A 12048-nucleotide genomic window follows, 5' to 3' on the forward strand; every position below is an offset into this window, starting at 1 on the left:
ACTACCTGCCGCCAATAGCCATGGAGCAGCAGGCAGCTTGATCACCGTAATCGGTGTCCGGAAAAACTTGACCAGAACAGGCTCGCTCCCACAGGGGATTGCGGGTAGGCAGGGTTATTGGGGCACCCGCCAGTCCCTGCTGCTTAACCCCGCCGCTCAACCAATACCTGCTCCAACACCACCTCCAATGGATGCCGCAGCTGCTTGTCCGCCAGCCGCTTCACCTGGCTGCGGCACGAATACCCCGTCGCCAATGCCTCCCCTTCCTTGTCCAGCTTGCCGGCCCAGGACTGTTCGAAAATGGTTCGCGAGGTATCCTGGTTGCGCAGTTCATGGCCATAAGTGCCGGACATGCCGCAGCAGCCCGTCGCCTCGGTCACCAGCTTGAGCCCCAACTTGGTGAACACGCTTTGCCACTGGGCAGTACTGGCGGGCACGTTGGTCTTTTCGGTGCAGTGCGCCAGCAGGCGGTACGTCCGGGCAACGGGATTCGGCGTTTGCGGTACCGCATCGACCAACCACTCCTGAGGCAACAGGACTTTCGGGCAAGCCTTGAGCCCTGGCACTTTCTGATATTCCTGGCGGTAGACCAGGGTCATGGCCGGATCCAGACCGACCAGGGGCACCGAGCAGCCAGCGAGTGCCTGGAGCTGGGCGGCGTTGCGGATCGCCGCTTTGTTGAAGGCACCGAGGAAACCCTGCACATGCAAGGGCTTGCCGTTGGCGCTGTACGGCGCCAGGAACACCCGGTAACCCAGTTGATGCGCCAGCTCGATAAAAGAGGCCAGCAACGGCGTTTCGAAGTAACGGGTGAAGGCGTCCTGCACCAGTACCACGCTGCGCTCCCGTTGCGCCGGCGTGAGTTCACGCAGGGCCGGTACGCTGGCGACCGCGACCTTGCAGCGGCTCAGGGTGGCCTGGAAGTTGAAGCGACTGATCAACGGGCTGTCGACCATGCCCACTTGGTTCGCCAACAGCCGGCTCAGCCAGGTCGAGCCCATGACCGCGTTGTAGAGGCCCGGCACGTAAGCCATGTAGGGAATGGTGAACTCCAGCGAACCGATCAGGTAGTCGCGCAGCGGCCGTTGATAGCGGCCGTGGTAGAGCTGCAGGAAACGCGAGCGGAATTCCGGCACGTTGACCTTGATCGGGCATTGCCCCGCGCAGGATTTGCAGGCCAGGCAGCCGGCCATGGCGTCGTAGACTTCATGGGAGAAATCCTCCTGGCCCTGGGAGCGCGCACGATTGTTACGCAGCCGAGCCGGCAAGCCTTTCAACCACGACGCACCGCCCCGCGCCGCTTCCAGCACATCGACATTGGCCGCGCCTTGCAGGCGCAACCATTCACGCATCAGCGATGCCCGCCCCTTGGGAGAATGCTGGCGTTCACGGGTGGCTTTCCACGACGGGCACATGGCGTCGTCGGGGTCGAAGTTGTAGCAGGCACCATTGCCGTTGCAGTGCACGGCAGTGCCGTAGCTCTGCCAGACGCGCTCGTCGATCTGCCGATCCAGGTCACCACGTAGCGTGACCTCGTTGACCTTGAGCAGGCCTTCGACGGCATCCGGCGGCGTGCAGATCTTGCCGGGGTTGAGCTGATTGTGCGGATCGAACGCGCCCTTGAGCGATTGCAGCGCCGGGTACAAATCGCCAAAAAACGCCGGCACGTATTCCGAGCGCAGCCCCTTGCCGTGCTCACCCCAGAGCAAGCCACCATAACGCTGGGTGAGTTCGGCCACGGCATCGGAAATCGGCTTGACCAGCGCGGCCTGGGCCGGGTCTTTCATGTCCAGTGCCGGCCGCACGTGCAACACGCCGGCGTCGACGTGACCGAACATGCCGTAGCTCAAGCCGTGGCCGTCGAGCAATGCGCGAAACTCGGCAATGTAGTCGGCCAACCGTTCCGGCGGTACGGCGGTGTCTTCCACGAACGGCTGCGGCCGGATTTCACCTTCTACGTTGCCCAACAGCCCGACCGAGCGCTTGCGCATGGCATAGACACGGTTCACCGCCTCGGCGCCTTCCGCCAGCGTATGACCCAGGCGCTCGATGGTCGTGTCGTGTTGCAGATGCACCACGAAGGCCGCCACCTCGGCGTTCACTTGCGCAACGTCATCACCGCTGAACTCCACCAGGTTGATGCCCAAAGTCGGGCGCTCGGCGTCGGCCGGGAAATACTCGGCGACGCTGTGCCAGACAATGTCCTTCATCGCCAGCAGCAACACCCTGGAGTCCACCGTTTCGATGGACAGCGGCTTGTGGGCCAGCAATGCGTTGGCGTCGCGCAAGGCGTCCATGAAGCTGCCGTAGCGCACGTTCACCAGCACCGAATACTTGGGAATCGGTAGCACGTTGAGCTTGGCCTCGACCACGAACCCCAGCGACCCTTCGGCGCCACAGAGCACGCTGTTGAGGTTGAAGCGGCCATGATCATCGCGCAGGTGCGCCAGGTCGTAGCCGGTCAGGCAGCGGTTGAGTTTGGGGAACACCGACTCGATCAGCTCGGCCTGGGTTTCCTGGATCTGCCGGGCGGTGCGGTATACCTCGCCGATGCGACCCGGTTCGGCGCACGCGGTTTCCAGCTCGGCGTCGGACAATGGCTGGGTGTGCAGGCGCTGGCCGCCGAGCAGCACGCTGTGCAGCTCCAGCACGTGGTCGCGGGTCTTGCCATAGGTGCAACTGCCCTGGCCGCTGGCATCGGTGTTGATCATGCCGCCCACGGTGGCGCGGTTGGAGGTCGACAGCTCCGGCGCGAAGAACAACCCGTGGGGCTTGAGCGCGGCGTTGAGTTGGTCCTTGACCACGCCGGCCTGCACTCGGACCCAACGCTCGGCCACGTTGATTTCGAGGATGGTGTTCATGTGTCGCGACAGATCGACCACGATGCCGTCGGTCAATGACTGGCCGTTGGTGCCGGTGCCCCCGCCCCGTGGCGTCAGCTTGATCTGGCGAAACCGCGGTTCAGCCATCAGCGTGGCGATGCGCGCAACGTCGTCAGCGTCCTGGGGAAACACCGCCGCTTGCGGCAGGCGCTGGTAAATCGAGTTGTCGGTCGCCAACACGGTACGGGTGCCGTAGTCAGCGCTCAGATGACCACGAAAGCCGCTGGCGCGCAGGGCCTCGATGAATTCCGGGTAGTGGGCCGCGGGGGCAACCACGGGCAGTTGGGCAATCATTAACGGCCTCTTGGGGGCTAATCACGTAAATACTTGTCGCCAGCGCATGAATAGGTCAGGCTCGGAACGACCTGCGTCAATGTTCCTCCAGGTTCCCGGCGCAGACAACACGATAATCCTGCCGCTATCGATGACTTTTTCGAATGAATTACCGCCACCTTACGCCATCCATGTCACTGCTGCTGGCATTTGAAGCCGCCGCTCGGCATGAAAGCTACACCCGGGCCGCGGTCGAACTCTCGCTGACGCAAAGTGCCGTCAGCCGACAAGTCCAGGCGTTGGAAGAGCAACTGGGGCTGACGCTGTTTCGTCGCGAAGGCCGACAGGTCCGGCTGACTGATGTCGGTCGCCTCTACCAACGGGAGATGAGCGAGGCGCTCGGACGCATCCGCAGCGCGACGCTGCAGGCCATGGCTTATCAGTCCGGCAGCGGCACCCTGCGCCTGGCGACGTTGCCGACCTTCGGCTCGAAGTGGCTGCTGCCGCGCCTGCATGAGTTCTACAAAACCCACCCCGGCATCCTGGTGCACATCAGTTCGCGGATCGACGCCATCGACTTCGACACCAGCGGCATCGACGCCGCCATCGTCGTCGGCACGGCCGACCTGCCAGGCCTGATCAGCCATCGCCTGCACGCCGAAGAACTGATCGTGATCATCTCGGCCCAGGCGGCCAAGGCCCATGAGACGTGGACGCCGGAACGGATCAGCGAACAGATGCTGCTCAACGTGGCGAACAACCCCAACGTCTGGGGTGACTGGTTCAGTCACCACACCCTGCCCCACGCCAGGATGCGCCTGGGCCCCAGCTTCGAACTCACTTCGCACTTGATCCAGGCGGTGCGCGCGGACATCGGCATCGGCCTGGTGCCCCGCATCCTGGTGGCCGACGAGTTGGCCAATGGCGAGCTGATCGGCCTCGACCTGCCATTCGCCAGCCGGCGCAGTTACTACCTCACCTACCCGCCGCGCAACGAAATGCTGCCGTCTTTGCGGGCGTTTCGTGGCTGGTTGCTGGAGCAGATCTGACAGCCCCGCACTGATCGCAGACATAAAAAAGCCCCGCAAACCAAATGGGTCGGCGGGGCAAGGAATTGGTTGGTTGCGGCCAACCAAAGGAGCTCTGTGAAAAGCGTCTATCCGTTGAATCAGATGCAGTCTTCTGCGGCGCGCTCGAAACTCGAAGGCAGCAGGTTCGAGGCCAGCAGGTGCCGCTCGTAGATGAACACCTTGCCGCCATTCCCGGCTTTGTAGGCTTCCAGCACGTTGTCCGCAGAGACTTTGCTCGGCACGACGATCCGGTAGCTGCGCTGGGTCTGTGAGACCATCGGGTTCAACTGACTGTCCTGCAATTTCGGTATGACGCACTCGGCATACTCGGCCGGGGTCTTTTGGGTCTGCAGGGTCAGCGTCGGATCGTTTGGCGCAGAGGCACAACCTGTGAGCAGCAAAGAAACAAACGCCATGACCGGCACGAATAAAAAGCGCATCAGTTTCATCCCGAAAATAAAAATGGGTCAGGCTCGTGTGACGACGGAACGCTGTTGCGTCATGTCTGGAGCCACCTGTTCGATGGGCGCAATTGTCCAATGACTGGCGACAAAGCAGAACATGCGTTTAGTGATGGTCACTATTACTTCTAACGATAGTTGCGTGCCGCAGGGGTGAGGCACGCGTGCCTTGGCGGCGCGAAGCCGGGGGGGCCAGCCTCGCTGAACCTGTTCGTGATGAAGGCCGATGGCGTCAGGACTGGGCTGTGAGGGCCGAGTGGGTTTTCAATTCTTCGTCAATGAACGCAGCGATCATGGCCCGGTAGACCCGCTCCACGACATCAGGCGAGGCGCCGGTTTCATTCGCAATCCCACGCACTTTGGTGATGACCTGCTCGACCCGCGCCGGCGCGCGCACATCGTCGGTGGTTTTCTTGAAGGCTGCCGCCTGCGTGACGAAGTTGCCGCGCCGGGCCAGGAGTGCAACGACCTGGCGGTCGATCTGGTCGATCTGCTGGCGGACTTCTTCGATTGATGTACAGCGTAATTCCATTTGAGTATCTCCTTTCAAGTAACGGCAATGTGCGTGGGTGTTTGCGATATGGCGGCATATTCGAGATAGATGCAAGCGGAGCCGCCGCCATCGTCGGATCGCCGCCCGGAGCAGGCTCGCTCCCACAGGGGTGTTCCGGGGAACCTCAGAGCTTTGGGATAATACCGGTGGCCTCGGCAATCGTTGCCAGTACTTCTTCCATTCCGGCAATGTGATTCTGAAGGTCCACAAAAGATTGATGGACCGCTTCGTCGACGTCTACGGTCTGATGTCCGCGAAGCGCTATTACCCTGCGCAGTTCTTTTTCCTGAAGCTCACTCACGCTTTCGCGCAGAGCCAGGAGCTGGTCGAATATCTGCGCGACTTTGGCTTTGCTATCGGCGTCCATCATCTCCAACCTAAGCTCTCGATAAATGCGCCCCAGGACACGCGAGCCGGATATCAGGTCCTTAGGGTGATCAATGGACATCTGAACAAGCGGAGGAGTTTCGGTCCGACCAGGCAGGCCTTGCCTGGAACGTATCGATGGCCAAGAGAGTCGGAGCAATCAGGCCCTTGGCAAAGAAATCGTCCCATGCCCTTACGATCAGCCGTCCTCGCTGCGCTATTCACCCTGGCGACTGGCACAGCCGCCGATGCCCAGGAACCGCTACGCCTGGAAAACCTGAAACGTTGCGGTGCGCTGTTGGAAAACCAGCGCCAGGACTGGTGCCTGACGGTGCGCGGGTTGGACGACGGCGTGCCGCAATTGAAACTGGGCAACCGAGCGATCCCCCCGGACGCGGTCCGGCGCGAGGGGCAGAACCTGCGCTTGCAGCTGGATAGCACCCATTACCAAAGCGGCCCTCTCTGGCTGGAGGATGGCCCTCGTACCAGCAACGCCGCCTGGCTGACCTTGCGCAACAGCCACGTATTGGCCGCCGGACCGGACGAAGTGGCGAAGAACATGGACGGACTGACCACTTACGTCAATCTGGTCAGCCTGCTGATCGAGGAAGACCATGCCGGCCGCCAGGAAGCCGAGCGCCTTGCCAGCAAGTACGGGGCGACGGTGGTCGGCAGCATTGCCCCGTTGAACCTTTATCAACTTCGTCTGCCGGCCACGGACCTGATGCAGCGTGACGCACTGGTGCTGCGCCTGGGCAGTGAAACCAGTGTGGATGCGGTGGTGATCGAAGAGTCCGCGGCGGAAGAAACCGAGCAATCCACGGCCCGCCCTGAAGAACCGAAGAAGCCGGCACAGGACTCCGACGAATGGGCGGCGAACCGCTTTCTCGACGCGGTGCACTACTACCAGCGGCGCATTCCCGGAAAGCAGGCGCCCATCCAGCCGCAACCCGTGCGCATCGGCCTGATCGAGCGCGATGTGGATTTCGACACGGCGGATTTTGCCGACTACCTCGGTGCCTGCTCGGTACCGCGCACCTGTGTCTATGCCCGCGATGCCGATGCCCCGGACGGCCATGGCACCACCGTCGCGGGCCTCCTCGCTGCGCGCTGGAATGACGGCGGCAACACCGGTTTTCTTAGCGGCCTGGATAAGGCCAGTGGTGGCTTCGAGGTCATCGTCGAACGTAATTCCGATGCCGGGATCACCGCCAATATCGCCGCCTCGGTCAACCTCGTGGAAGATGGTGTACGCGTGCTCAACTGGAGCTGGGGCATCCATCGGGTGGGGGCCAAGGACATCAAGGGGGACGATGTGGACTCCTTGCTGCGCTCAGGCGTCGCCATGAGCGGCTACGAGGAACTGCTGGAGGAGTTCTTCCTCTGGCTGCGCAAGGAGCACCCCGACGTGATCGTGGTGAACTCCGCCGGCAACGGCTCGTCCTTCTCGGGTAGCGATGAGTACCGACTGCCCTCTTCCTTCATCACCGAGCAGTTGCTGGTGGTCGGTGGTCACCAGCGCAGCGAGCGTGCCGGGGTCGCCGTCGACGATCCTGCCTATGCGGTCAAGCGCAGCTCCTCGAACGTCGACATGCGCGTCGACATCACCGCCGCCGCTTGCACTCACGCCTCGACGCCCGGTGCAGGCCAGGACGGTGCGGTGCATTGCGGCACCTCCTACGCCACGCCCATGGTCGCGGGCCTGCTGGCGGCAATGCTGTCCATCAACCCGCAACTTCAGCCTGAACAATTGCGCACGCTATTGCGCCGCAGCGCCCTGACCATCGGCGACAACCACGACTTCGAACGGATGGACGCGCAAGACCTCACCGCGCCCATCCTGCCGTCGGAGCGCCGCTACCAACTCAATGACAAGGACGTAGGGCGCTCGGCGCGGTTGGATATGCAGAAGGCATTGGACCTGGCGGTGGAAAGTCGTGAGCGGGTACGCTGAGCGACACTGACGTCATGCTCCATGTCAGGGTCGATCAGCGTGCAAGTGCAGGCATTCATCGAACACGCACCACAGCCCGCCTCAACCCACCCAGCCGACCGCAGTCTTGGGAATGACATCGGACTCATCGAGCTTGGACGCAAACATGCTCACCGCTTCGAGTGCATCCGTGGTGCCGGTCCTGATCTGCACGATGACCGATCCGGCCTGGTCGGCCAGGGTTACCCCGCGCAACGCGCCCTCATGGGTCACGTTCATGCTGGCGACCGCTTCACGGGTTTCGGACAGGATCATGCCGATCATTTCCGCGATCTCCGACGTCGAACGGCTGGTACGCCCGGCCAGTTGCCTGACCTCGTCGGCCACCACCGCGAACCCCCGTCCCTGATCACCGGCCCGCGCCGCCTCGATGGCGGCGTTCAGGGCCAGCAGGTTGGTCTGTTCGGCAATGCCGCGAATGGTATTGACGATTGCCGTGATCTCTTCCGAGCGAGCCCCCAATTGCCCGACCAGACGCGCGGAGGCACCAATATTGTCGGCGATCTGGCGCATTTCCTTGGCCGTCTGGTGGATCACCTGGGCACCCTGCTCGGCGACCCTCTCGGTCTCGGCGGAGATGTGATAGGCACGGGACGCCCCTCGGGAATCTTCCTCGAACTTCTCCACCCGTTCGGTGATGTCGGTGGCGAACTTGACGATCTTGCTCAACTTGCCTTCAGCGTCGTAGACCGGGTTGTAGCTCGCCTCCAGCCAGACCACCTTGCCGTGCTTGCCGAGGCGCTTGAACTGGCCACTGAAAAACTCACCAGCATTGAGACGGCGCCAGAAATCACTGTATTCGGAACGGCTGACCAGCTCCGGTTCGCAAAACATCCGGTGGTGCTTGCCCTTGAGTTCGGCCAGCGAATAATTCATGACCTGGAGGAATCGTTTGCGGTCAGCACGTTGCCGCCCAAGTCAAACTCAATCACCGCCATGGCCCGGTCAAGCGCCGCCAGCCTGCCACGGGTTTCGGCCTCGCTTGCGACTTTGGCAGTGACGTCCAGCGCGTACTTGACCACCTTCACGACGCGGCCGTTTTCATCCTTTACAGGGTTATAGCTGGCTTCCAGCCAGATGTGCTGGCCTTGTCCGCCGACGCGTTGAAAGGTGCCGGAAACGAATTGACCGGCACGCAGCTGATTCCAGAACTCGCGATACTCGGCGCTGCCCGCCAGTGCGGAAGTACAGAAGTCACGATGGGACAGACCGGCCAACTGATCCGCACGATACCCCATCGTGCTGAGAAAATTCTCATTCGCCCGAAGCACCTTGCCATCGGGGCTGAACTCGACAACGGCCATCGACCGTTCCAAGGCGCCGACCAATCCCTTGTATGTGGCCAATTCGGCTGTCCTGGCCATCAGTTCACTTTTTAGCGCTTTATTAAACATGACGTACCCCTCGACGAAACTGCACGATCAGTCGGACCTCTTAGGGCTATCGACTCATAAGTCGGAGGACTTAATACCGTAGAGCGGAATTATTCATTGACGTCAAGAAAGCGCAGACAGGCGTACCTTGCTTGCTATTTGAACTTCTTCTCTCATGCAGAAAATTGGCAGAAAAACCGTCCGCATCGTGCTACCAACGTTCCCCAGCCATCAATTTTTCATGGCTCGCCCGAATATTTCTCAAAGCCTGAGCATGCAACTGCGAAACCCGCGACTTTGAAATGCCCATCAGTTCACTGATCTCGGTAAAGCCCAGATGCTGGTGGTAATGCCCTTCGATGACTTGTCGCTCGTTCGCCGAAAGTAGCTTCACGCACTCGTTTAGCGTGTCACCTTCGCGTTCCACTTCGTACAGGCTCAGCGGGTTATTGTCATTGGGCTCCTGATCAACGATACCGGACTCCAGAAACAACCCGAACGCCAAGCCGATGGCGACGTTCGCCACATGCTCGAGATCGGACTCCGCTCTTTGCTCCTGCGAACCGGAAATGCTTTCCAGTCGCTCCCGGTAGTAGCGACGTTGATCACTGACGTAACAAGACAGCCCCTTGAGGACGTTGCCCTTTACGTAGGGCTCGGCATAGGACTGGAAACGCGTGCCCAATCCAGGGTTGAACCGGTCGATTGCCTGCAACAGGCCAATCGAAGCCAGGTTCATGTAATCCCCCCACTCCGCCAGCGGATGCGGATAACGAGCGTAAAGAAGCCCGACAAGCATTCGAAGCCATTGGCCGTAGAAGAAGAACAGCCGGCTCCTGGCCGCCTCTGCCTGAGTGTCCACCCAGGTGCGCCACAAGGCCTGCTCATCATCGCCGTCCTTGCGAGTTTCATCTGTCGCCATGGAAGGCTCCACCTTCGGCCTTACCCAAGATTGCGCATCAACGTCTGAGCGATCAGTCCCCAGCCGTCGATCAACAGGAACAGCATGATTTTCAAAGGCAGGGAAATGGTGATGGGCGGCACCATGATCATCCCCAATGACATCAAGATTGACGCAACGACCAGGTCGATGATCAAGAACGGCAGGAAGATCATGAAACCGATCTGAAAGGCTAATTTCAACTCACTCAACATGAAGGCCGGTATCAACTTTATCGGGGACAGTCCGTCCGGCTCCTGCGGCAGCGGATCCTTGGCCAACTCATAGACCAGACGCAGGTCTTCTTCATGGGTCTGCCTGATCATAAAGTCACGGATCGGTACCCATCCCTGCAACGCCGCGCCATCAAGCCCGACCTTGTTTGCGAGGAACGGCCTGATACCGGCGTCATAAGCTTTTTCCAGGGTCGGAGCCATGGTGAAGAGCGTCAGGAACATCGACAGCACGATCAGTACGATATTCGGCGGTGTCTGTTGCAACCCCAGCGCTTGCCTGGTCAGTGACAACACGACGATGTTGCGCGTGAATGTCGTCAGGGAAATGACCAGGAACGGCAAGAACGAAAGCGCCGTCAGCAAGACAACAATACTGACGGGGGACTGGATCTGGTTGATGTGCAAGCTTCCCCATTCGGAGAAGTCGTCTGCCGCACTTGCGAACGAGGCAAAGCAGCTCAGCCATATAAACAGCAAACGGTGAGTCATATCGAAGGCTTCAAGGGCGAGCATCCAACGCAGAAGATGAGGCGTGTTGAGACAGAATGGTCACTGTGGCTCCGTTGGAAGACTCAGTGACCAGAACCTGCGACGTTTCTGTCTTGAGCAGATAAACCTTGGTCTTGGTCGACAATCGCAATGCGCGTACACACTGCAGCTCAGCCGCACCGGGGGAGGCTCCGGGTACCCCGACATGGCGACGGGCATACCAACGCATCGCGGCGTAGGCGATCGCCAATAACAGCACCGTGATCAGCATCACCTTGATCATCAACATCAGTGACAGCGGATCGTCCTGGCGCAATGGCAATGCCAAGGGTTGGGCTATGGTTTCCGACGTCACAATATTTCCGTCAACTGAATGCCGAAATTGTCGTCGACTGCCACCAGATTGCCTCGGGCCACCGGTTTGCCGTCCAGGCACAAGGACGCCGGTTCGTGGACCTGCTCCATCAGTTTCACGACATCTCCGGCCTTGAGCGCGAACAGCTCATCCACCGTCATTGACGCGTTACCGATCTGGACCACCAACTCCACGACCACATGCTTGATCAGGTTCAAATCACGCTTGATCAGCGGTGACATTTCATCATTGGCCACTACCCTGGCCTCTTCCAGCTCAATTGCATCTACCGTCGCAGTCACATTCAAACTCCTGGTTCACTCATTGGAAATCAACTGCACGGCCAGTTGGTCGCGCTGTTTGGCCAAGTAACCGCTGGCCACCACGGGGCCGTCGGCCACACGTAACGAGACAGGGTCAGCTAACAAAGCGCCGGCCCGCAGGGTATCCCCTGGACGCAGGTCTCTCATCTCACCAATGGAGAGGCTCGCCAAGGGCAAACGTACAGACAGTTTTACCCGGGCATTACCCAGTGCCTGTTTGCGTTCGAGCAACGGCTTGCGGGGCACTGGAGGTTCAAGCTCGGCATTGAGCAATGCCGCATCCAGCAGTAGAGACAGCGTCAACTGACCGACCTGAAGTCGCAGCAATACCCGAGCATTGAGTGCATCTGAAAATGGCCTGGAGGGGTCGGCTACCAAGAGGGAAACACCGCTCTGCCCTAGGGCCTCAAGCAGAGTGTTGACCAACGCCAATTGGGCTTCGTGCAGCAGATATCGGGCGCTTTCATCTTCAGGTGCATCGTGAAAAGCAGGACCGAATACTATCGATCGCCAATCACCCGCCAGGCTGATCGAGCCATGGGCTGATCTGGCACGCAGCCAGCCCTCCGTCGACGCCAACTCACGGGCATCGTCCAAGGCCGAACAGTTCACCTCACAGGGGTGACGCTCATCACTGAAGCACCACTGCTCGTACCAATGCCGAATGACAGCAGGCAAGCGATCACGGGCAGTACGCAGGCGAGTCGTACCGACAAATCCCAACATCCTCATGA

General features: G+C 60.4%; 13 protein-coding genes and 1 pseudogene. 2 read left to right on the forward strand and 12 right to left on the reverse strand.

Translation table 11 applies throughout. The features are described from left to right. Positions 1-143 precede the first annotated feature (143 nt). A complete protein-coding gene (locus FBX99_RS27730) occupies positions 144-3176 on the reverse strand; it encodes an FAD-binding and (Fe-S)-binding domain-containing protein (protein WP_144931303.1) in 3033 nt (1010 codons plus the stop codon). A gap of 143 nt (positions 3177-3319) precedes the next feature. Between FBX99_RS27730 and FBX99_RS27735 the strand changes: the two genes are divergently transcribed. Continuing rightward, positions 3320-4204, forward strand: coding sequence for a LysR substrate-binding domain-containing protein (locus tag FBX99_RS27735; protein WP_144931305.1), 885 nt, complete (start codon positions 3320-3322; stop codon positions 4202-4204). A gap of 119 nt (positions 4205-4323) precedes the next feature. Here FBX99_RS27735 and FBX99_RS27740 read toward each other — a convergent pair whose 3' ends face one another. From FBX99_RS27740 to FBX99_RS27750, 3 genes are all read right to left on the reverse strand, one after another. Beyond that, positions 4324-4665, reverse strand: coding sequence for a hypothetical protein (locus FBX99_RS27740; RefSeq protein ID WP_144931307.1), 342 nt, complete (start codon positions 4663-4665; stop codon positions 4324-4326). Positions 4666-4918: 253 nt separating this feature from the next. Then, the gene (locus FBX99_RS27745) at positions 4919-5218 is read right to left on the reverse strand and encodes a chorismate mutase (protein ID WP_144931309.1); all 300 of its coding nucleotides are present in this window, start codon (positions 5216-5218) and stop codon (positions 4919-4921) included. A gap of 145 nt (positions 5219-5363) precedes the next feature. Further along, a complete protein-coding gene (locus FBX99_RS27750) occupies positions 5364-5609 on the reverse strand; it encodes a hypothetical protein (protein WP_306085260.1) in 246 nt (81 codons plus the stop codon). 183 nt (positions 5610-5792) lie between these two features. Here FBX99_RS27750 and FBX99_RS27755 point away from each other — a divergent pair, with 183 nt between their 5' ends. Then, complete coding sequence (locus FBX99_RS27755) at positions 5793-7559, forward strand: S8/S53 family peptidase (RefSeq protein WP_145133660.1); 1767 nt, start codon at positions 5793-5795, stop codon at positions 7557-7559. 81 nt (positions 7560-7640) lie between these two features. Here FBX99_RS27755 and FBX99_RS29710 read toward each other — a convergent pair whose 3' ends face one another. The 8 genes and pseudogenes from FBX99_RS29710 to FBX99_RS27785 form a co-directional block, all read right to left on the reverse strand. After that, positions 7641-8225: a methyl-accepting chemotaxis protein gene (locus tag FBX99_RS29710; RefSeq protein ID WP_371923899.1), complete on the reverse strand. Its 585-nt coding sequence runs from the start codon at positions 8223-8225 to the stop codon at positions 7641-7643. Between the two features lie 51 nt (positions 8226-8276). Then, positions 8277-8474: pseudogene (locus FBX99_RS29715) on the reverse strand (PAS domain-containing protein); the annotation flags it as partial. Continuing rightward, a complete protein-coding gene (locus FBX99_RS29720) occupies positions 8471-8992 on the reverse strand; it encodes a PAS domain-containing protein (RefSeq protein WP_371921440.1) in 522 nt (173 codons plus the stop codon). The pseudogene FBX99_RS29715 and the gene FBX99_RS29720, both read right to left, overlap by 4 nt. Before the next feature lie 190 nt (positions 8993-9182). Next, on the reverse strand, positions 9183-9893 hold the full coding sequence (locus FBX99_RS27765; protein ID WP_145133662.1) for a sigma-70 family RNA polymerase sigma factor: 711 nt from the start codon (positions 9891-9893) through the stop codon (positions 9183-9185). A 20-nt stretch (positions 9894-9913) separates the two neighbouring features. After that, complete coding sequence (fliP, locus tag FBX99_RS27770) at positions 9914-10660, reverse strand: flagellar type III secretion system pore protein FliP (protein ID WP_145133664.1); 747 nt, start codon at positions 10658-10660, stop codon at positions 9914-9916. Then, the gene (locus FBX99_RS27775) at positions 10647-10991 is read right to left on the reverse strand and encodes a hypothetical protein (RefSeq protein WP_145133666.1); all 345 of its coding nucleotides are present in this window, start codon (positions 10989-10991) and stop codon (positions 10647-10649) included. Before FBX99_RS27775 ends, fliP begins: the two co-directional genes overlap by 14 nt. Continuing rightward, complete coding sequence (locus tag FBX99_RS27780; protein WP_145133668.1) at positions 10988-11293, reverse strand: FliM/FliN family flagellar motor switch protein; 306 nt, start codon at positions 11291-11293, stop codon at positions 10988-10990. The genes FBX99_RS27775 and FBX99_RS27780 overlap by 4 nt, the downstream gene beginning before the upstream one ends. A gap of 15 nt (positions 11294-11308) precedes the next feature. Further along, complete coding sequence (locus tag FBX99_RS27785) at positions 11309-12046, reverse strand: FliM/FliN family flagellar motor C-terminal domain-containing protein (protein WP_145133670.1); 738 nt, start codon at positions 12044-12046, stop codon at positions 11309-11311. Positions 12047-12048: the final 2 nt, after the last annotated feature.

Origin of the sequence: Pseudomonas sp. SJZ074 (assembly GCF_007828215.1) — a bacterium.
Lineage (GTDB): Bacteria > Pseudomonadota > Gammaproteobacteria > Pseudomonadales > Pseudomonadaceae > Aquipseudomonas.